This window comes from Wolbachia endosymbiont (group A) of Trypoxylon clavicerum, from assembly GCF_947251665.1.
GTDB classification, from domain to species: domain Bacteria; phylum Pseudomonadota; class Alphaproteobacteria; order Rickettsiales; family Anaplasmataceae; genus Wolbachia; species Wolbachia pipientis.
Genome location: NZ_OX366374.1, coordinates 338,551 through 359,881 on the forward strand (window position 1 = coordinate 338,551; position 21,331 = coordinate 359,881).

General features: G+C 34.7%; 18 protein-coding genes, 1 tRNA gene and 3 pseudogenes. 13 read left to right on the forward strand and 9 right to left on the reverse strand.

Going from position 1 to position 21,331, the window contains the following annotated elements:
• Window positions 1–86: 86 nt before the first annotated feature.
• On the reverse strand, window positions 87–794 hold the full coding sequence (gene elbB / locus OPR60_RS01735; protein WP_065094717.1) for an isoprenoid biosynthesis glyoxalase ElbB: 708 nt from the start codon (window positions 792–794) through the stop codon (window positions 87–89).
• 149 nt (window positions 795–943) lie between these two features.
• Between elbB and OPR60_RS01740 the strand changes: the two genes are divergently transcribed.
• Together OPR60_RS01740 and OPR60_RS01745 are read left to right on the forward strand one after the other, a co-directional pair.
• Window positions 944–1,648, forward strand: a complete 705-nt coding sequence (locus OPR60_RS01740; RefSeq protein WP_265039833.1) for a hypothetical protein — start codon at window positions 944–946, stop codon at window positions 1,646–1,648.
• Window positions 1,649–1,674: 26 nt separating this feature from the next.
• Complete coding sequence (locus OPR60_RS01745; protein ID WP_265039835.1) at window positions 1,675–2,376, forward strand: IS5 family transposase; 702 nt, start codon at window positions 1,675–1,677, stop codon at window positions 2,374–2,376.
• Window positions 2,377–2,485: 109 nt separating this feature from the next.
• Here the strand turns inward: OPR60_RS01745 and OPR60_RS01750 are convergent, their stop codons facing one another.
• Window positions 2,486–3,133: a heme exporter protein CcmB gene (locus OPR60_RS01750; RefSeq protein WP_065095344.1), complete on the reverse strand. Its 648-nt coding sequence runs from the start codon at window positions 3,131–3,133 to the stop codon at window positions 2,486–2,488.
• A 106-nt stretch (window positions 3,134–3,239) separates the two neighbouring features.
• Here OPR60_RS01750 and OPR60_RS01755 point away from each other — a divergent pair, with 106 nt between their 5' ends.
• Window positions 3,240–3,632, forward strand: a complete 393-nt coding sequence (locus tag OPR60_RS01755; protein ID WP_265039837.1) for a TraR/DksA family transcriptional regulator — start codon at window positions 3,240–3,242, stop codon at window positions 3,630–3,632.
• Between the two features lie 306 nt (window positions 3,633–3,938).
• Here OPR60_RS01755 and OPR60_RS01760 read toward each other — a convergent pair whose 3' ends face one another.
• The gene (locus OPR60_RS01760; protein ID WP_265039839.1) at window positions 3,939–4,691 is read right to left on the reverse strand and encodes an IS5 family transposase; all 753 of its coding nucleotides are present in this window, start codon (window positions 4,689–4,691) and stop codon (window positions 3,939–3,941) included.
• A gap of 156 nt (window positions 4,692–4,847) precedes the next feature.
• Between OPR60_RS01760 and OPR60_RS01765 the strand changes: the two genes are divergently transcribed.
• A complete protein-coding gene (locus OPR60_RS01765) occupies window positions 4,848–6,077 on the forward strand; it encodes a lipoprotein-releasing ABC transporter permease subunit (RefSeq protein WP_265039841.1) in 1,230 nt (409 codons plus the stop codon).
• A gap of 134 nt (window positions 6,078–6,211) precedes the next feature.
• Here OPR60_RS01765 and OPR60_RS01770 read toward each other — a convergent pair whose 3' ends face one another.
• Window positions 6,212–7,024: a transposase gene (locus OPR60_RS01770; RefSeq protein ID WP_265040287.1), complete on the reverse strand. Its 813-nt coding sequence runs from the start codon at window positions 7,022–7,024 to the stop codon at window positions 6,212–6,214.
• A 119-nt stretch (window positions 7,025–7,143) separates the two neighbouring features.
• On the opposite strand from OPR60_RS01770, the pseudogene OPR60_RS01775 reads away from it, so the two are divergent.
• A pseudogene (locus tag OPR60_RS01775) lies at window positions 7,144–7,224 on the forward strand (PD-(D/E)XK nuclease family transposase); the annotation flags it as partial.
• Window positions 7,225–7,239: 15 nt separating this feature from the next.
• Here OPR60_RS01775 and OPR60_RS01780 read toward each other — a convergent pair.
• Window positions 7,240–7,992, reverse strand: a complete 753-nt coding sequence (locus OPR60_RS01780; RefSeq protein WP_265039632.1) for an IS5 family transposase — start codon at window positions 7,990–7,992, stop codon at window positions 7,240–7,242.
• Between the two features lie 73 nt (window positions 7,993–8,065).
• Between OPR60_RS01780 and OPR60_RS01785 the strand changes: the two are divergent.
• A pseudogene (locus OPR60_RS01785) lies at window positions 8,066–8,470 on the forward strand (Rpn family recombination-promoting nuclease/putative transposase); the annotation flags it as partial.
• Between the two features lie 55 nt (window positions 8,471–8,525).
• Here the strand turns inward: OPR60_RS01785 and OPR60_RS01790 are convergent.
• Together OPR60_RS01790 and tldD are read right to left on the reverse strand one after the other, a co-directional pair.
• Window positions 8,526–9,773: an IscS subfamily cysteine desulfurase gene (locus OPR60_RS01790; RefSeq protein ID WP_265039843.1), complete on the reverse strand. Its 1,248-nt coding sequence runs from the start codon at window positions 9,771–9,773 to the stop codon at window positions 8,526–8,528.
• A 286-nt stretch (window positions 9,774–10,059) separates the two neighbouring features.
• Window positions 10,060–11,478, reverse strand: a complete 1,419-nt coding sequence (gene tldD / locus OPR60_RS01795; protein ID WP_265039845.1) for a metalloprotease TldD — start codon at window positions 11,476–11,478, stop codon at window positions 10,060–10,062.
• A 62-nt stretch (window positions 11,479–11,540) separates the two neighbouring features.
• On the opposite strand from tldD, the gene OPR60_RS01800 reads away from it, so the two are divergent.
• The 4 genes from OPR60_RS01800 to OPR60_RS01815 all read left to right on the forward strand — a co-directional run bounded on the left by OPR60_RS01800 (window position 11,541) and on the right by OPR60_RS01815 (window position 13,906).
• Window positions 11,541–11,625: transfer RNA gene (locus OPR60_RS01800), tRNA-Leu, on the forward strand.
• Between the two features lie 70 nt (window positions 11,626–11,695).
• Window positions 11,696–12,166 (forward strand): hypothetical protein, encoded by a 471-nt coding sequence (locus OPR60_RS01805; RefSeq protein WP_065095286.1) that lies wholly within the window; start codon window positions 11,696–11,698, stop codon window positions 12,164–12,166.
• Between the two features lie 253 nt (window positions 12,167–12,419).
• Window positions 12,420–13,127, forward strand: coding sequence for a uroporphyrinogen-III synthase (locus tag OPR60_RS01810; RefSeq protein ID WP_182319620.1), 708 nt, complete (start codon window positions 12,420–12,422; stop codon window positions 13,125–13,127).
• Window positions 13,127–13,906 (forward strand): exodeoxyribonuclease III, encoded by a 780-nt coding sequence (locus OPR60_RS01815; RefSeq protein ID WP_065094659.1) that lies wholly within the window; start codon window positions 13,127–13,129, stop codon window positions 13,904–13,906. The genes OPR60_RS01810 and OPR60_RS01815 overlap by 1 nt, the downstream gene beginning before the upstream one ends.
• Window positions 13,907–13,942: 36 nt before the next feature.
• Here OPR60_RS01815 and OPR60_RS01820 read toward each other — a convergent pair whose 3' ends face one another.
• Window positions 13,943–15,073, reverse strand: a complete 1,131-nt coding sequence (locus OPR60_RS01820; protein WP_065094660.1) for a hypothetical protein — start codon at window positions 15,071–15,073, stop codon at window positions 13,943–13,945.
• A gap of 49 nt (window positions 15,074–15,122) precedes the next feature.
• A complete protein-coding gene (gene polA / locus OPR60_RS01825; protein ID WP_065094661.1) occupies window positions 15,123–17,699 on the reverse strand; it encodes a DNA polymerase I in 2,577 nt (858 codons plus the stop codon).
• Between the two features lie 403 nt (window positions 17,700–18,102).
• Here polA and OPR60_RS01830 point away from each other — a divergent pair, with 403 nt between their 5' ends.
• The 3 genes and pseudogenes from OPR60_RS01830 to OPR60_RS01840 all read left to right on the forward strand — a co-directional run.
• Complete coding sequence (locus OPR60_RS01830; RefSeq protein WP_265040287.1) at window positions 18,103–18,915, forward strand: transposase; 813 nt, start codon at window positions 18,103–18,105, stop codon at window positions 18,913–18,915.
• Between the two features lie 1,155 nt (window positions 18,916–20,070).
• Window positions 20,071–20,823, forward strand: coding sequence for an IS5 family transposase (locus tag OPR60_RS01835; protein ID WP_265039632.1), 753 nt, complete (start codon window positions 20,071–20,073; stop codon window positions 20,821–20,823).
• 17 nt (window positions 20,824–20,840) lie between these two features.
• Window positions 20,841–21,305: pseudogene (locus OPR60_RS01840) on the forward strand (IS4-like element ISWosp8 family transposase); the annotation flags it as partial.
• Window positions 21,306–21,331: the final 26 nt, after the last annotated feature.

Sequence of the window (21,331 nt, forward strand, 5' to 3'; positions counted from 1 at the left end):
GTAAACCTAGAGCACTTTAGCTATAATACAGCTAAGAATGTAAAATTCAACAGTTAATTGTGTAAGGAAGTCTAAATTACTATATCTTAGAGGAATGGCTGTTTAGTTTTTTTGTTAATCTTTTTTACCATGCTGTCAATCATATGCTTTATCCCTTGATATACAGAGTACGTACTTTCGTCGCTACGCATATAAGCAGAACAGGAAAATACATTATGTTCTTCGTCTTCTATTGATAACTCTGTATCGCATTTTATGTGCTCGCCGCCAAGCCTTTCTATCAACTGTTCTCTGTCATCTCCTATAGTTACCTTAACCTTACTTTCTTCTTTACCTATCTTGCTACTTAAAATTGAAACAATGATGGCTGGAGATATGCATATCGCTCCTATTGGCTTTTTTGTAACAAAAAATTCTGAAACTAATCTTTCAAATTCAGGCATTACTGTCACCATGTCTTTACTTTCAGCTAAGTCAGATAAATTTTTCGCAACCCCGTATCCACCAGGTACAACTAGCATGTCAAAATTTTCAGCTTTGGCTTCTTTTAAGTCATATATTTCGCCTCTTGCGATTCTTGCTGATTCTGCAAGCACATTCCTTTTTTCTTTCACTGCCTCCTTTGTTTTATGATTCATAACTTGTGTGATATTGATATCAGGTGCAAAGCATTTAACATCCACATCCTGCTGATCAAGCACAAGCAGACTTAAAACCGCTTCTCTTACCTCTGCACCGTCAAGGTGACCACACCCTGATAAAACCACAGCAGCTTTTAATTTTTTTTCACCCATAAAGTACCTTAATTTCATGTAATCTAGATATTTTAATACAAATTCTATATTTGGAAAGAGGTTATTATATTAATTATCTCATATTTATTATAATATAATTAATAATTAGTATATATAATTAGGCATATTGATAGTTGATGAAGTTGAATATGGCACCTACAAACAGTACGTTTTTTGACACTGACTACCCAGAACTAAGAAAAGCTATTTCAGATATAATAGAAAGCATTGCACAGTTCCCACAGGAAGAAAAAGGGAAGTTGTTTGAAGCCCTATCAGAACAAGTTAGAGAGATGAACCTCAAAGATTTAGGTTTAGCAATTAATGACCAAGGCTTGCAAAAGGAGGTAAATAAAGAATTATTTATAAAACTCATTGAAGAAGCACTTAAAGGGTTAACTTCTGAAACCGTTGACTCAAAAATAATAGAAGAGGCGTTAGAATCTGTTAACCAACAAGCAATAAGTAATGTTATAAATAATAATAAAGGTCCGCTGGATAATCTAGTCAATTATTTTAAATCAGCATCTGCAAATGAAAAAATAGGAATAGCTTCTGCTGGAATGGTATTAGGAGTAGCATTTTCTCCGCTTATTGTGCTTGCTACATTAATAGCGCTTGTAGCTATTGGAGCACGTTATGTAGGAATAGGTATAGGAAAGGCAGGGGGAAAAATAAAAGAAGGTGCGATTGATGCAGGAAAAACAGTGAAAAGTTTATCTAAAAATTTAGGGGATAAATTGCCTGAGGTTGGGCCAAAAAAAGATAACTTTAGTAAATTATACAACAGTTTGGCTCTAGGCTCTGTGGACAAAAAATATGAAAAGAGAGAAAAAGATGGTAGTTTAGCCTAATAGGTAAAAAATGGAGAAACTACCATATGCAATATTACATCAAAGAGGAAAATTGGAAACAAATTTTAGAGTTCATAAAAAGCGTAAAAGGAATGCACAGCAAAGATGAAAAACGTTTAAGAATATTCATAGAGGCAGTGTGGTACATAGTGCGAAGTGGTTGCCAATGGAGACTTTTACCAAAAACTTATGGTAATTACAGGAGTATACATAAGCGATTTAAAAGATGGTGTGAAAGAGATGTCTGGAAAAAATTGCTTGAATATACTAAACAAGAGCCTGATTTAGAAGTTGCTATAATCGACGGTACGATCATCCGAGCCCATCCATGTTCATCTGGATATACAAAAAACTCCAAGGATCAAGAAGCTTTAGGGAGGAGCAAAGGTGGCTTTACAACTAAAATACATGCGCTTGTCGATGCACTTGGAAATCCACTTAAATTTACTCTGACTCCTGGTCAAAGAAATGAAATTACGCAGGCACAAGTGTTGACCGAAAGTATCTATAACTCTACTGTAGTAGCTGACAAGGGCTACGATAGCAATGCCTTTGTTACAAGTCTTGAAGACAAGGGATGTACAGTAGTTATTCCGCCAAAACGGAATCGAAAAGTGCAAAGGTATTACGATGAGCATATCTACAAAGAACGTCATTTGATTGAGTGTTTTTTTGGTAAAATTAAAAATTTTAGGCGCATTTTTTCCAGATTTGATAAAACTGCTTAGGTTTTTATTGGTTTTCTCAATTTTGTTGGAGCTCTTGTATGGCTTCTCTAAAATTTTGTCCACAGAGCCTAGGTTATGCAAGAAGTCTACTGAATAACAGTAAGATTTTTCAATCCTGTTCCACAGCAAATTTTAGTGCCATGTGAGTAGTTATGGTGCTGTTAACAATCAAAATAACAAAAACTAAGATGGTGATTAGTAGTGTATAAATATTCAAGGATAAATTTTCAAATTGAGTTAGCATTTTAAAATACACAAAGGTTGGCATTATCATTGGCAAAACAAGAATTTGCGATACTCCTGATGCTAAGTTGTTTTGACCAATCATCAATGCATTTCCAGTAGCTGAAATATTAATGATTATCAGCGTATTAAATAATAAAGACACTCCAACTGCTATTGAGTGTTCAATACTATTGCCTAGAATTGCAAAGCTGAATATGGAAGAAATTACTGAAATCGGTAACCCAAATAATAACCAGTGAGCGAAAATTTTATAAGCAACTATAAGCCTAGAAGAGAGTGGCTGTACAAAGATTTGCTCTAATATTCCATCATGATAATCAGATGTAAACAAATTATTTGTAGAAATCTGCAAAACAAATGTAGCACATATCCATGTTAATGTTAACATAACTTCTTGTTTATTGTTGTTTTCAAGTGTAAATGAAGACAAACTTAACATTATGATAAAAATACATACTATATAGGTAAAGTTCTTATCATCTATTACTAATTTTTTTACTGAGTCGATCATACTAGGCTTTTAAATGTTTATTATAAATTATAGTGTTTACTTTGAGGTAGTATAATTTTTTGTTCATAAATTATATAGGTTTTATTATTTTTTTGATAATGCAATTATGGAAAAGTTACCAAAAATAAAGTCACCAGAAGATTACACTTCTTCAGAAGATGAAGAATATATGAGCGTAAAACAACTGGAATACTTCAGCTTAAAGTTACAGCCAATACTCGCTGAGCTGGAGAAACAAGAACTAGAAGAGAATAGTATTGATACATACTATTCTGATGGAGATAGTGGAAACGAGGAATTAATCAAGCGTCGAAAAGATAGAAAAGAAAAAATTAAGGAGGCGTTAGAAAAAATAAAATTAGGCACTTATGGTTACTGCGATGGAACAGGAGAAGAAATAGGAGTCGAAAGACTTAAAGCTAATCCGCTTGCTATATATTGTATTGAAGAGCAAGAGAGAGTAGAAAAAGAAAAGAACGTGTACAACATTAACGATTAATTTACACATAAGTGGTAAGCCCATTGGACTTCAAGAGGAGCAAGAGGCGCTGAAGTATGTTATGCTATAAAGAAAGTGGAAAATTGGACATTCTCAACTTGACTCCTGCAGATTAAAAATTAAGTTGTATCCGTTCAGACAATGGCGTCAACTTAAGGAAAAATGTCAGAGATTGTGTATAAAATTTCTCTCTAAAATTTTTACCATTAAATTACCCAAAAGCTGCAATAAACAGCACTTTTGTTTCTGTTTTATTTCAACAAAGAAGTCTAAAATGTGTCCTTTTTAGGCTCTGTGGACAAAATTTTAGAGAAGCCATACAAGAGCTCCAACAAAATTGAGAAAACCAATAAAAACCTCAGCAGTTTTATCAAATCTGGAAAAAATGCGCCTAAAATTTTTAATTTTACCAAAAAAACACTCAATCAAATGACGTTCTTTGTAGATATGCTCATCGTAATACCTTTGCACTTTTCGATTCCGTTTTGGCGGAATAACTACTGTACATCCCTTGTCTTCAAGACTTGTAACAAAGGCATTGCTATCGTAGCCCTTGTCAGCTACTACAGTAGAGTTATAGATACTTTCGGTCAACACTTGTGCCTGCGTAATTTCATTTCTTTGACCAGGAGTCAGAGTAAATTTAAGTGGATTTCCAAGTGCATCGACAAGCGCATGTATTTTAGTTGTAAAGCCACCTTTGCTCCTCCCTAAAGCTTCTTGATCCTTGGAGTTTTTTGTATATCCAGATGAACATGGATGGGCTCGGATGATCATACCGTCGATTATAGCAACTTCTAAATCAGGCTCTTGTTTAGTATATTCAAGCAATTTTTTCCAGACATCTCTTTCACACCATCTTTTAAATCGCTTATGTATACTCCTGTAATTACCATAAGTTTTTGATAAAAGTCTCCATTGGCAACCACTTCGCACTATGTACCACACTGCCTCTATGAATATTCTTAAACGTTTTTCATCTTTGCTGTGCATTCCTTTTACGCTTTTTATGAACTCTAAAATTTGTTTCCAATTTTCCTCTTTGATGTAATATTGCATATGGTAGTTTCTCCATTTTTTACCTATTAGGCTAAACTACCATCTTTTTCTCTCTTTTCATATTTTTTGTCCACAGAGCCTAGTTTTCAAATAAAGAAAAGTCTACAATTATACGAAGTTTCAAAAATATAATGTTTAACCTCAAAATATTTTGTAATGTCCATTGCCTTTGAAATTACTATGGCTGCTTGCTATTTGCGAGCGAAAAATGCCAGATTTTGCTCTATAATGACTTTGTTCTCTATTATCGGTATTGCCCTTGGAGTTGCAACACTAATAGTGGTGATGTCTGTGATGAACGGATTCAGAGCAAAGTTGCTTGACTCAATACTTGGCATTGATGGCCATATTAATGTTTATTTTGATAGGAACATAAATTCAGATTACTGCACAGTTTCGAAATCTATTGAGAAAATTCCTGGTATATTAAAAGCTACTCCTATGACCAATGATCAAGTTATTATTGTAGCAAATGGTAAAATTGCAGGTAGCGTAGTGCGAGGTATGTCAACTAAAGATTTGCTTGATAGTACTGCCGTTATAAATAATGTAATTATAGGTGATGTAAAAAAATTTGATGAAGGGATAATAATAGGAGCACGATTGGCAGAAGCTTTGAACGTTGACTATGGCGACGAAATTACGTTTATATCATCTGAAGAATTTGATGCATTACTTGGTGAAATACCGCGAATGAAAAAATATAAAGTTATAGCAATATTTGATATGGGTATGTTTGAGTATGATAATACCTTGATATATATGCCTCTAAAATCAGCACAAGCCTTTTTTAATTATAAAAATAGCATAAAAAATATAGAAGTACTTGTAGACGACGTTACTAGAGCTGATAAGCTGGCAGATGCTATAGAAAAAGAAATAGGAATGGAAGCTGAAAGTTGGCAATCACAGCAAAGCCATTATTTTAGTGCTTTAAAAACTGAAAGAAATGTGATGTTTTTAATTCTCACTTTGATTATAGTTGTAGCAGCGTTTAATATTATCTCAAATTTAATGATGATAGTGCAAGAAAAGAAATCCACGATTGCAATTATGCGTACATTTGGTGCAACAAGTGGAAGCATTATGCGTATATTTTGCGCTTGTGGTCTATTAATCGGTTTTACGGGAACTTGTCTTGGCTGTATTATAGGTGTCGTTTTTTCTCTCAATATCGAAAATATTAGAGTGTTTTTAGAAAACATTACTAACGTCAAGCTGTTTGATCCTATGATATACTTTTTTTCAAGTTTGCCAATGATATTAGTTCCTCAAGATGTAGTGAACATTTCTGCACTTGCATTATTCTTATCATTTTTAGCGACAATTGCTCCTGCATTGCAGGCAGCTGCACAAGATCCTGCGGAGGTACTACGTTATGAATGATACTCAGCAAAAGTACATAGGTTGGTTCTTAATTGTATTGTTATTTACCGGTTACATCACAATAAATAACATAAGACCTGCTGCGAATCAAGCGATAAAAAAAAGGAAAGGAGGGTGAATAAAATCAAGGTTAACTAAAAGGCGTGCTTAAGATTTACAATACCAGCAATAATATTGAACCTCAAGTTATATTTTTTCTGAAAATTGCGATAAACATTCGACATAATCTTAAATATCTTTATCTCTCGGATCTTATTTTCTACTCTCATTCTAAATGATGCTAACCTTCTATTATGCTCTTTCTGCTCTGGAGTTAATGGCTTTTTACGATACTTTTTATATGGAATTATAACATTGCTTTGCAATTTTTGCCAACCTTGATATCCAGAATCAGCATGTTTTATGCTATCAAGTGGTAAATATTTTTCTTGTTTCCTTATGCGAAAATCACTAATTCTACCACGGTATGACTTTGACACTGATAAAATTCTTCCTCCTTCTTCGATAATAATCTCAGTTTTCATAGTGTTGGTTCTTTTTTTTCCTGAATATGATTTCTTCCGTTTTTTACTATCTTCTGGCCTCTGTATTTGCTGTTCTGTAACATCAGCCAAAATCTTCAGTATTTTTTCTGGCGTCATACTTCTATCTTTTGTTATAGTCACTTTTTTGGCGAGTAATGGCTCTATTCTCTTAAGTAACCTACATACATTTGCGTTGTGCACATTGAATAGGCATCCTAAAAATCTATGTGTTATGTAAGTGCGATAGTACAAAATTACGCAAAACAACTTATCTTCCAGAGTTGGTAGTTTTGATCTTCTACCATGACACTTTTTCTGTTTTTCAAGTTTTTTCCATCCAGACCTCACTTTTTCTACTACTTTTTCGAACTCCTCTATACTTAAACCTGTTATATTACGAAAGTTTCTTGGGTGTTTTTTCATATTATAGTAACTAAAGCTCATTTTTTTTCCTTACTTGATCTGCTTATTCTTCTTCTACCCCTCTCACATCATTTTTTCAATCACCTTTTGCAGCAGGTCTTAAGTTTCTCGACCCTAAGCTGGACTTGACCTTCAAAAAAATATTTGGCACTGAAAAAAATAAGAATATTCTCATACATTTTTTGAATGATATTTTAGGCTCTGTGGACAAAATTTTAGAGAAGCCATACAAGAGCTCCAACAAAATTGAGAAAACCAATAAAAACCTCAGCAGTTTTATCAAATCTGGAAAAAATGCGCCTAAAATTTTTAATTTTACCAAAAAAACACTCAATCAAATGACGTTCTTTGTAGATATGCTCATCGTAATACCTTTGCACTTTTCGATTCCGTTTTGGCGGAATAACTACTGTACATCCCTTGTCTTCAAGACTTGTAACAAAGGCATTGCTATCGTAGCCCTTGTCAGCTACTACAGTAGAGTTATAGATACTTTCGGTCAACACTTGTGCCTGCGTAATTTCATTTCTTTGACCAGGAGTCAGAGTAAATTTAAGTGGATTTCCAAGTGCATCGACAAGCGCATGTATTTTAGTTGTAAAGCCACCTTTGCTCCTCCCTAAAGCTTCTTGATCCTTGGAGTTTTTTGTATATCCAGATGAACATGGATGGGCTCGAATGATCGTACCGTCGATTATAGCAACTTCTAAATCAGGCTCTTGTTTAGTATATTCAAGCAATTTTTTCCAGACATCTCTTTCACACCATCTTTTAAATCGCTTATGTATACTCCTGTAATTACCATAAGTTTTTGGTAAAAGTCTCCATTGGCAACCACTTCGCACTATGTACCACACTGCCTCTATGAATATTCTTAAACGTTTTTCATCTTTGCTGTGCATTCCTTTTACGCTTTTTATGAACTCTAAAATTTGTTTCCAATTTTCCTCTTTGATGTAATATTGCATATGGTAGTTTCTCCATTTTTTACCTATTAGGCTAAACTACCATCTTTTTCTCTCTTTTCATATTTTTTGTCCACAGAGCCTAGCAAGCATAGTGGATCGTTGGTTATTTTTCTTCAAATATGCAGATGAAACTACGGAAGAAGACTTAAGGAAAATAGCAGAAAAAGCACCAATAATAAAGTTAGCCTACGATGAATGAGACAGGTTTAGCTGGAATGAAAAAGATCTAATAGCGTATGAAGAAAGAATAATGGATCTACGCAAAGAAGAAGCCATTCTTGAATACAGACTTGATCTTGCTACTGAAAAAGGCATCCAAATTGGCGAAGAAAGAGGCATCAAAATCGGTAAAGAGGAAGGCAAAATTGAAGGGAAAATTGAAGTCGCAAAAGCAATGCTGGCTAATAATGTTGATGTTACCACTATTGTTAAGTTTACTGGCCTTTCTATTAGTGAGATTGAAGAATTGCAGAATTAAGTGTGAACGGTTACAGAGTAATTTCAAAGTGCATTTGCAGTTGGAACGGATACATTTAATGAGAGTCCCATTTCACGGTGTTCAAATCTACTCCTTCTTGTACCATCTCCCAAAGTGGGCTCATTTCTCTCAGTCGGCCAACATTTTTAGCAACAAGATCTGCTGCATACAAAACTTCTTCTTTAGTTGTAAATCGGCCTAGGCCAAATCTAATTGATGAATGCTCAAGGTCATGGCCATTATTTAGCGACCGTACGACATAGGAAGGCTCAAGAGACGCAGACGTGCACGCAGAGCCAGAACTTACTGCTAAATCCTTGATTGCCATGATGAGAGACTCACCCTCAACATAGGGAAAGCTCAAGTTTAGGTTGCCAGGAATTCTATTTTCATAATCACCATTTAAAACGATATCAGGAAACGCTTCTTTTATCTTATTATACAAAATATCCCTTAATTTTTCCACTCTAGTTGTTTCTTTTTTCATTTCTTCTCTAGCAATACGTGCCGTTTCACCAAAACCAACTGCAAGAGGTGTTGGAACTGTTCCAGAACGCATGCCTCTTTCCTGTCCACCACCACTAATTAGTGGTATCAGCCTAACACGAGGATTCTTTCTACGTACATATAATGCGCCTATTCCCATAGGTCCATAAATTTTGTGGCTAGAGAGACTCATAAGATCAATGCACATCTCATTAACATCAATTGGAACTTTTCCAAAGCTTTGAGCTGCATCTGTGTGGAAAAATATATTATGCTTTCTACATATTACACCAATTTCTTTGACAGGCTGAATTACTCCGATTTCATTATTTACCATCATCACTGAAACCAGGATTGTTTTATCAGTAATTGCTTCCTCAAGCTTTGATAAATCTATAATTCCGTTTTGCTTAACAGGCAAATATGTAACTTTAAAGCCTTCATTTTCCAGATGCCGACAAGAATCCAGAACACACTTATGCTCCGTGCAGACAGTTATTATATGATTTCCTTTATTTTTATAAAAGTGAGCAACGCCCTTGATTGCTGTATTATTTGACTCAGTTGCACCTGAGGTAAAGATAATTTCTTTGCTATCTGCGTTCACCAGATCAGCGATGTGTTTCCTTGCTTTTTCCACTGCTTCTTCAGCAGTCCAACCAAATGAATGGCTGCGAGAGTGTGCATTGCTGAACTCACCAAAGTAAGGTATCATCACCTCTAAAACACGGGGATCCACTTTAGTAGTAGATTGATAATCAAGAAATATTGGTAATTTTATTTTAGTATCATGTATTTTTTTACTTTCAACATTCATAAAGCTACCACGGAGACAAAATTTACAATTATTTTATAGCATTAAAACTTAATTTTTTCAAGATATAATCTTGCATCAAGTACAAAAGTGTCATCCAAGTAGCTGACACATAACTGTACGAACATTTATTTGCGAAAGCAGTGTGTTAAATGTTATAGCCAGTTTTGCCTCAAACACAAAGGCAGTGCCCAGACACTGGGATGACACCCTACTGGTGGCAATTGCTTCCAAATCACAATGTTTGTACAGCTGTGCGCCGTGCGCTGGAATCCGTTTTAGCCCTTATCTATATCTCAGTTCCACCAACAGTTATTGCGTCGACTTTGAGTGTTGGTTGACCAACTCCAACGGGCACATTTTGTCCATCTTTTGAGCATGTGCCAACACCGGGGTCCAACTTTAAGTCGTTGCCAACCATGGATACTTTTTTTAGCACTGTTGGCCCATCACCAATTAGTGTTGCTCCTTTTACTGGCTGTGTAATTTTGCCATTTTCTATTAGGTAAGCTTCCGAAGACGAAAAAACAAATTTTCCTGACGTTATATCAACCTGCCCGCCACCAAAGTTTACTGCATATAGACCTTTCTTTACGCTAGATATTATTTCCTCCGGTGTATGTTTTCCAGGCAGCATATAGGTGTTTGTCATGCGCGGCATAATAACTTTTTTATAACTTTCTCTTCTACCATTACCAGTTGGATTCACACCCATGAGTTTAGCGTTCATATGATCCTGCATGTATCCTTTGAGGATCCCATCCTCTATCAATATATTATAACTGGGTGGAGTGCCTTCATCGTCTACGCTGATAGAGCCACGCAAATTAGGCAGAGTTCCGTCATCAACTACTGTGATGTCACTAGCTGCTACTTGTTTACCCATAGAATTTGAAAATGCTGAGACTTTTTTGCGATTGAAGTCGCCCTCAAGTCCATGACCCACGGCTTCGTGTAACAATATTCCTGGCCAGCCTGGACCTAAAACGACTGTCATTTCTCCGGCTGGAGTTGGAATTGCTTCAAGATTTACCAGTGCTTGTTCTAACGCTTGGTTTGCAACTTCTTTCCACTTTTTCTCAGAAATAAACTTACTATAAGGGTCCCTTCCACCATGCCCTGCAGAACCTCTTTCGGTACGGCCGTCCTTTTCTACAATGACTAGCACATTGAAACGTACCAGAGGCCTGATATCGCTTAATCTGTGATCACCCTTTATTATTTGTACGACTTGCCATTCTCCACTTAAAGTTATTTTTACTTGCTTCACGCAGTTATTTTTAGATCTTATATATTCGTTAACCTCATTGAGTAGTTTAATCTTTGAATTCAGATCCATTTCATTTATAGGGTTAATCCTCGAATATAGGCTTTTTGTCTCTTCGTTTAAATTTATTGAATTTGTCTTGTTTAAAGACACTGAGCTTTTTACCATAGAAGCAGCATTACTAATTTCTTTTTCGCTGATCTCAGAAGAACAAACGAAAGATGTACTATCTTCACAAAAAGACCTTAAACCAAATCCCCTTCTAGTATTCAAGTCCATGTGTTTTAATATGTTATCCTCAAAAACCAAGGACTCCGACTGGCAAAATTCTAGAAACAGCTCACCACCATCGCTATTGCTCAAAGCGTTATTGACTATTTTATATACGTTATTAATATTAACATTGTTTTGAGCAAAAAATATTTGATCTAGATTTGGCATTACCTTTGAACTAAAAATTGTTTAAGTATATTATTTAACTTTAACATAGTAAACTATAAAAAGCCCGGGTGGCGGAATTGGTAGACGCGCTAGCTTCAGGTGCTAGTAACTTTTTAAGTTGTGGAAGTTCAAGTCTTCTCTCGGGCACTCTTAGCTTCTATATTGCTTGTTGAATTAATTAATGCTATAATATAACATATTAGGTAATATTTATGCTATGTATGATGAAAAAAATAAGTTAGCCCACAGAAAGAAGGTACGAACTTATTCAAAACGCTTAGTTACTACACTATCTACTATCTCTTTCATTGGATACATAGCGGCATTGGTCTTGAATATTCCTGTCTTAAGTCTGTATTTTAGTATTGCCGGCACTATATTAAGTGCACTTTCGTTTGCTTTAAATATATGGTCATTAAAGGATCATTTTCTACAGAAGCAACTTGGTGTAGCAGGACAAAAAAAACCAACAAAGATCTGTCTTGATATAGCATCCAGTGCTTCATTTCTAATAGGAGGTATTGCATCTATGTCGCTTTTTGAGTCTTCTGTTATTTATTTTGTTTCTACGCCTTTTTTTATTCTAGGCTGTGCTATTATGGCAGCTAATATCGTTCGAACTATGATTAGCGAACCACAGGCAGAAAAACCTACTGATGACCACTCCCTAGTTGCAGGAGCAGCTTAAGTATTAACTTATTTAACTCATACAGGAATATTAGCTATATAATTCCACTGAAGGAAGCCATTCAAAAGAGTTCAACGTAATTAGCGTCAAAAAAGTGTAAGCAGAAATTGTGGGCTTATTGGGGTAGGAGCGCTTAGTACTCCTACTTCCACATCAATTACTTGAATAATTGCTCAAGCTATCAAAATAAAAGTTTTTATTCAGTAATTTGTGTATAAAGGGTACTATTTTACTAGTAGTGAAATAAATCAGAATGAAGTCTATTTTATTAACGAGGCCTTTATTGGACTCGTTCAATACAAGAAATATATTGAGAAAGTATGGATACAAAGTTTTTATAGAACCAGTATTCACAATAAAGTACTTAAATCCTGATATATCTGCGTACGAATTTGACGTTGTGATATCTACAAGTAAAAACAGTGTAAAGGCTTTTAGTCAAATATGCAAAGAGGATGACTTTCCGATTATTACAGTTGGTAATTCAACCATGCAGGCTGCAAAAAATTTGGGATTTTCTGATATAATCTCAGCAGACAGCAACGTTGATGGTCTGATATCATTTATAAAAGCTCATTATTCAAACGCAATAAAGTTCTTATATATAAGGGGACAAGAAGTATCATGTGACCTAAAAAAGAGATTATCTGAAGAAGATTTCAACGTAAGAGAAGTTGTACTCTATAAAACAATTATAAAAAGGAATCTAACTAATAGGTGTAAAAATTTACTATTGGATGGTAAAATTGATAGTGTTGCTTTTTTTTCCTCACAGACAGCAAGGATATTTTGTTCATTAGTTCTAAAAAGTGGGCTATCTCATGTGATGAATAATGCAGTTGCATATACCATGAGTAAGAACATTGCTGATAGTTTAAAGTTAATCAAATGGAAAAAAATTATAACATCGAGGTTGCCTACTGGGGAGAGTTTAATTGATATAATTAATAAGGATTGCTGATGCTAAAGATTGCAACTTGGAATGTAAACTCCATACGTAAAAGAGTTAACCAACTTTGTAGTTTTATAGTTGATAGTCAGATAGATATAGTTTTGCTGCAAGAGATAAAATGTACGGAAGAGCAATTTCCTTATGCAGAGATAGAAAAGTTAGGATATGAATATGCTATCTATGGACAAGTTGCAAGAAATGGCGTTTGTGTTTTATCTAAATATCCAATATTGGAGAAGTTTAAGATTGATATCGTAGAAGGTTATCAAGAAGCACGTTATATAGAGTGTGTGATAAAGTATACCAATAGTAAGATAAGGGTGGGAAGTGTATACGTGCCAAATGGTCAAAGCCTGGACTCTCAAGCATTTGAATATAAACTCAAGTTTTTTGATAATCTATATGAAAGGATGAGCACTTTGTTAAAGAATGAAGAGTTAACTATTATAGCTGGCGATTATAATGTTGCACCGGATGAAATTGATGTCTTTGATTCAAATTTATTGAATGGCCAAGTGTGCTTTCATATAAAAGAACGTGAGAAGTTAAGAGCAGTCTTGAATCTTGGGTTTAAAGACGCGTTTAGAATATCTCACCCAAATTTGCAACAATTTACTTGGTGGCATTATCAAGGCAATTCACTCAGAAATAATCAAGGAATGCGAATAGATTATATGCTGTTATCACCACAAGCTGTAGATAAATTGGAAACATGCTACGTAGATGATAGATTGCGTAAGCTAGAAAACCCGTCTGATCATACTCCTGTTGTATGCGTTATAGAATAATAGCAGACCTCTTACACAACTCACTTTTTGGCAAACTTAGGTAATCCCTGCTTGTTTGTTGCTTGTGTTTTCTTCCCTTCGTTTGTTTTCCTTTCTTGTCCAAGGTTGATCTTGCTGTTTGCTTTCTTCGTTTCCCCTGTTGTTTTCCTGGGAAATTTGCTCAGGAACAGGTTGTTGTTCACTCTTTTCTTTTCCTTGGGAAATTTGTTCAGAAACAGAAATGGGTTGCTCACTCCCTTTAGCCTTCTCGACTGGGGTTCCTAAAATTTTATTGATACCATCGCAAATTTTTTTATTCAATTTTGCTCTCTTTTCTGTATCATCTTTATCTTGTGAGCTAGGGTCATACAAAGTACCTTTTTTGTTATTTGAAAAAAGAACTTCAACTCCTCTCTTTACGACAAATATTGTGCCGATAGCAGTAAGAACTACTCCGAGTGTAGTAGGACCAAAAATTAACATTGGAATAGTGGAAAGAAGGACAGGAAAAAAGATCTTGCTTAAGAACGTTGTTACCATCTCTTCATCACTAAGTGGTGGTTCATCTTCCTCTTTTTTGTCTTTACCTAAGAATGGTATATTCTCTAATAACCCATCTTTAAAAGAGCCAAGAAAGTTTTTAGGATCTACCTTTATTCCAAACAGCCACCCGGGAAGCTTTATGAATGAATCTTTAGCTTCTGTACCGCGTATATCAGCTACACAGTCATCTACTACTTTTTTTATTTTACCATTCTTGAGATTCTCCTCATTAGCTAATTTTTTCTCTCTAATTTTCTCAAATACGGAAAGTAAAAACTGAGAAAAATTCTCTTCACTTAGTAACTTTATATCTTCATGATTGATTTTCTTGAATATACCTTCATGATTTTTTGATATAAAAGTAAAAATTTTCTTTTCATTTCCATTCTGTAATCGCTTTAATTGTTTGTTTAATGACTCCAGATCACGATGTAATTTTTGTTTTTCTTTATCTGAAAGTTCTTCTTTCAATTTCTGTTTCTTCTTTTCTATTTCCTGTTTCGTTTGCTTTTCTAGAGTTTCTGGATTTTCTAAAATATCTAAGAAAGCACGATAGATTAACTGATGTTCCTCTTTTTCAAAAGTTTTCTCACCTTCATTAGGTAACTTTGGAGGTTTTGAACTTTTTACTTGTGGGCCTGTCATGGCTGACCTATTTGCATTTACTATGTTCTATTCTAACATATTTTTCGTATTAGTTCAAATGATTTATACTCCTAGAATTCACGATGTTTAAGTCATAATTAAGGGAATTTAGACCCCAGTTGTCGCCAACTTTTATTTCTACTTCAAGTGGTATAGAAATTTCTATTGCATTTTCCATTATATCTTTCATAAGTTTTGCTGTTTCTTGTACCTTTTCGTCTTCTACTTCAACCAGTAGTTCATCGTGAACCTGGAGGATTATTTTACCTACTTTTAATTGGTCAAAAAGCTGAATCGTCGCACGTTTTATTATATCAGCGGCGGTGCCTTGCAGTGGTGCGTTTATTGCTGCCCTTTCTGCAAATTGTCTTATATAAGGAATTGTATTGTTTATGTCTCTTACAAAGCATCTCCTGCCAAACAAAGTTTCTACATAACCATGCAATCTTGCGATAGACACTGCTTTTTCCATATAGGCCTTTATTTCTGGGTAACAGGAAAAATAGTAATTAATGTATTCAGCAGCTTCCGCAATGGTAATTCCAAGCCGTTTTGCAAGACCAAATGGGCTAATGCCATATATAATTCCAAAATTAATGGATTTTGCTTTGCGTCTTAATTGCTCATCTATTTCTTGCACTCCAAAAACTTGCCTAGCGGTGATATCGTGAATATCTTGTTCGTTTGCAAAAGCTTCTTTAAATGCTGCAACGTTTGCAACGTGTGCCAGGAGTCTCAATTCTATTTGTGAATAGTCAGCAGAAATTATCTTATGCCCTTTTGGCGCAATGAATGCTTGTCTAATGAGATTTCCTTCTTCGCTTCTGATAGGAATGTTCTGTAAATTAGGATTGCTGGAGCTCAGCCTTCCAGTTGCAGTTGCAGTCGTTGAAAAGTTTGTGTGTATCCTACCATCAATGGAATCAACTTGCTTTATTAGTGCATCAGTGTAGGTGCCTTTTAATTTACTTAAATGTCGCCAATTTAAGATTTTACTTGCGATTTCTACCCCTTCTTCTTCGAGTGCCTCTAGAACTTCATAATTGGTGCTATACGATCCAGATTTTTTTGACTTTTTCTTTTTATTAAGCCCCATTTTATTAAATAAAACATCACTTAATTGTTTTGGCGACGCAATATTAAATCTTTCCTCTGCTAAGTTATATATCTCATCTTCAAGCACGGCAATTACCTGCTGAAATTTATCGGATAGCTCCTGTAGTTTTTGAATATTTAGCAATATTCCATTTTTCTCCATATCAAATATTACTTTCATAAGTGGCTTATCGAAGCGCTCGTAAATTGTGAACAATTTTTCCTGAAATAATCTTTGTTTCAGCTTTTCATGAATCGCTATTAAAGTTTTTGCCGAGAAAATTTCTGCATTTTCACTCAAATTATGCGCAACTATGTTTGGAATACTGTGATCATGCTTTCCTGTATCCAAGCTATACGACATTATCATCAAATCATCAACTGAATCTAGCATCTTCTCTACTACAGGAAAGATTTTCCTGATCTCTTTAATGTTATGTATTATTTTAAGCACCCCATTTGAGAGTAAAGTTGAGTTAATTGTAATGAGTGCATCTTGTATGCTGTCTTGCTCTATATAAAAAATATTACTTTCGCTATAAGATAGACTTAATACATTGTTTTCAAGGTGGTAATGAATTGCAATTCTGCCTTCGTATCTACAATGCTCTAAAAATTTCTCTAACTCTTCACTACTATATTCTGTTTTCTTTTCTGTGCTAGATCCATTGTAAGAAAAAAGCTTTTCCACTTTCCCTATTAAGGAATTGAATTCATACTTCTTTAAAAAGGATAATAGTTTCTCCATATTTGGAGAATGGACTTCATATTTTGCAATATCATGTTGAAGGTCTACTTTTTCGCATAGTGATAAAAGTTCTCTTGAAATTAATGCTTTTTCCTTATGTTCGGTAAGAATATTACGAATCCTCGTTTGCTCGATGTTATCAATGTTCTCTATAATATTATTCAATGAATCAAATTCATCTAATAATTTAGTGGCAGTTTTTGGACCTATTCCCGGAACGCCTGGAATGTTATCGGATGCATCACCAGTTAGAGAAAATAAATCAAGAAGCTTGTGTGAGTTTACACCAAATTTTTCTACTATTTGTTTTTCATCTATATATATATTTTTAATGGGGTCGAATATTAAAATATTGTGGTTCAAGAGTTGAAACAAATCTTTATCTGATGAAACGACTACCACTTTAAAGTCTTGGTGGTTGGCGTATTTTGCAGCTAGTGTTGCGATTATGTCATCTGCTTCATAACCTTCAATTTCTTCATAGCTGAGGTTAAAAGCTTCTACCGCTTCCCTCAGTATGGTGAACTGTGGAGTTAGATCCTCAGGAGGCGTTACTCTGTTCGCTTTGTACTCAGGATATAAATTGTGCCTAAAATTCTTTTTCCCTGCATCAAGTGCTATAGTTAAGTAGTCCGAATGGGCAATGTACTTAAGAACCATATTCAGAAAGCCATATACACCACCTATTGGCATTCCTGTTGTGGTAATTAAGTGAGGTAGTACATAGTAAGCTCTGAAAAGAAAACCATAGCCATCGATGATTGTGAAAGTTTTTTCTTTCATTGTAGATATTTATGCGTGCTTTTGATGGTCCACTATTTAGCTGAGAAAATCAAGTTTTTGTTTTTCTGCTTTTGAGCGTTGCAAGAGATTTTACCGAAAATAGCATTCATGATGGGGATGTACACATATGTAATATCAAAACCTAGGCTCTGTGGACAAAAAATATGAAAAGAGAGAAAAAGATGGTAGTTTAGCCTAATAGGTAAAAAATGGAGAAACTACCATATGCAATATTACATCAAAGAGGAAAATTGGAAACAAATTTTAGAGTTCATAAAAAGCGTAAAAGGAATGCACAGCAAAAGACCTGCTGCAAAAGGTGATTGAAAAAATGATGTGAGAGGGGTAGAAGAAGAATAAGCAGATCAAGTAAGGAAAAAAAATGAGCTTTAGTTACTATAATATGAAAAAACACCCAAGAAACTTTCGTAATATAACAGGTTTAAGTATAGAGGAGTTCGAAAAAGTAGTAGAAAAAGTGAGGTCTGGATGGAAAAAACTTGAAAAACAGAAAAAGTGTCATGGTAGAAGATCAAAACTACCAACTCTGGAAGATAAGTTGTTTTGCGTAATTTTGTACTATCGCACTTACATAACACATAGATTTTTAGGATGCCTATTCAATGTGCACAACGCAAATGTATGTAGGTTACTTAAGAGAATAGAGCCATTACTCGCCAAAAAAGTGACTATAACAAAAGATAGAAGTATGACGCCAGAAAAAATACTGAAGATTTTGGCTGATGTTACAGAACAGCAAATACAGAGGCCAGAAGATAGTAAAAAACGGAAGAAATCATATTCAGGAAAAAAAAGAACCAACACTATGAAAACTGAGATTATTATCGAAGAAGGAGGAAGAATTTTATCAGTGTCAAAGTCATACCGTGGTAGAATTAGTGATTTTCGCATAAGGAAACAAGAAAAATATTTACCACTTGATAGCATAAAACATGCTGATTCTGGATATCAAGGTTGGCAAAAATTGCAAAGCAATGTTATAATTCCATATAAAAAGTATCGTAAAAAGCCATTAACTCCAGAGCAGAAAGAGCATAATAGAAGGTTAGCATCATTTAGAATGAGAGTAGAAAATAAGATCCGAGAGATAAAGATATTTAAGATTATGTCGAATGTTTATCGCAATTTTCAGAAAAAATATAACTTGAGGTTCAATATTATTGCTGGTATTGTAAATCTTAAGCACGCCTTTTAGTTAACCTTGATTTTATTCACCCTCCTTTTCTTTTTTTTATCGCTTGATTCGCAGCAGGTCTTATGATGTCATCCCAGTGTCAAGCACATAGCTGTACGAACGTTGTAGTTTGGGAGCAATTCCCACCAGTGGGCCAGTGCCCAGACACTGGTTCTATGCAACTTAATTAAAAACGTTTGTTTTAGCGTAAGACAACTACCTTTAGCTCATCAGCTCAGTTATAAGCAAAATTTCTGGATTCCAGACTGGAATGACACCATTTGCTGTCTTCAAAAATGAATGTTCGTACAGCTATGTGTCAAGCACTGGGATGACACCATTCTTTTTTCTGGATTCCAGACTGGAATGACACCCCCCTGATAGGCTCAAATCATAATGTTTGTACAGTTGTGGGTTTAGGCTACCTATAAATTCTAAACTGTTGTTACGTATTAGGACCACCAAATACACCCCCAGGACCCAAAGTCAGTTTAGCTATATCAGAAAACAGGTTATGTGGAAATCTTAAAATATTTCTTGCTTGTCAAGCAAAATAAATACATTCCTACAAACAAACAGATGCTCAATATTGACACATAAGAAAACTTAAAAATTAAATCTCTAATATATATTGATAAGCATTTACCTGCAGAAAATTTATATAGTAATCCAACACATACAACGGCACTATCAACCACTGATGCTATAATTAAAGTAATGAAATTTGCCATATGAAAATTCAACTTGGACCTCAATTTTTCAAAAATAATTATGCTTGAGAGAAGAGAGACTAAAATTGCAGTATATGAAATCAATATCATCAAACTAAAACTTTGCAATTTAAAAACACAACATAGCACTGTACACACTATTAAACTGTACGTAGCTTTACTTTTGCCATAAAATTCAACTATTGAATTTACAACTAAAGCAGCTCCCACAAATAAGGCAGCACATATCATCAATTTATTTGAAGTGTTGAGTAAAGAAAGACTGATAAACAGGAGTATCGATAAAATAGACATAATTACCTACCCAAAATTAATAACATACATTCATTCTAAATAAACATTACATATAGTAAAAGAGTTATTTAGGCTCTGTGGACAAAAAATATGAAAAGAGAGAAAAAGATGGTAGTTTAGCCTAATAGGTAAAAAATGGAGAAACTACCATATGCAATATTACATCAAAGAGGAAAATTGGAAACAAATTTTAGAGTTCATAAAAAGCGTAAAAGGAATGCACAGCAAAGATGAAAAACGTTTAAGAATATTCATAGAGGCAGTGTGGTACATAGTGCGAAGTGGTTGCCAATGGAGACTTTTACCAAAAACTTATGGTAATTACAGGAGTATACATAAGCGATTTAAAAGATGGTGTGAAAGAGATGTCTGGAAAAAATTGCTTGAATATACTAAACAAGAGCCTGATTTAGAAGTTGCTATAATCGACGGTACGATCATCCGAGCCCATCCATGTTCATCTGGATATACAAAAAACTCCAAGGATCAAGAAGCTTTAGGGAGGAGCAAAGGTGGCTTTACAACTAAAATACATGCGCTTGTCGATGCACTTGGAAATCCACTTAAATTTACTCTGACTCCTGGTCAAAGAAATGAAATTACGCAGGCACAAGTGTTGACCGAAAGTATCTATAACTCTACTGTAGTAGCTGACAAGGGCTATGATAGCAATGCCTTTGTTACAAGTCTTGAAGACAAGGGATGTACAGTAGTTATTCCGCCAAAACGGAATCGAAAAGTGCAAAGGTATTACGATGAGCATATCTACAAAGAACGTCATTTGATTGAGTGTTTTTTTGGTAAAATTAAAAATTTTAGGCGCATTTTTTCCAGATTTGATAAAACTGCTGAGGTTTTTATTGGTTTTCTCAATTTTGTTGGAGCTCTTGTATGGCTTCTCTAAAATTTTGTCCACAGAGCCTAGAAAATGAAAAGCTAAAAAATAAAATGAAAGGACAGAAAGTAAGAGTTATAGTGCTGACATTAGCCAACTGAGAAACAGAGCTTTTGACCGAGACTTTGGAGCAAAGCTGATGTGTTAAGGTGGCACATAGAGGAAACGACTCAAAGTAGGAGCAGAGTTAGAGAATTTTTCTGGAGAGGCTGTATACAAGAATTTTGGGCAAACTTGGTCATGTGCAATATATTATCGCTTCATATGTGTGATGCACAAGGGCCTTGGAACCCAGATCAAATTACTGAGTATCGTTTAAATTTTTCAGTTTTATTTGGTGTAATGAGGCAGAAACTCTATCAGGTACTTATTGCGCCAAAAAACTTTCAAGCCCTTTTTAAGTATACGCGCTAAAGTTAAAATCCGACCGGGACAGCCGCAATAAAGTAGATAAGCCTAAACGCCATCATGTCTTTAGGAGAGTTTGCTAATGAAAGTTCTTAAGTTGACGCCATTG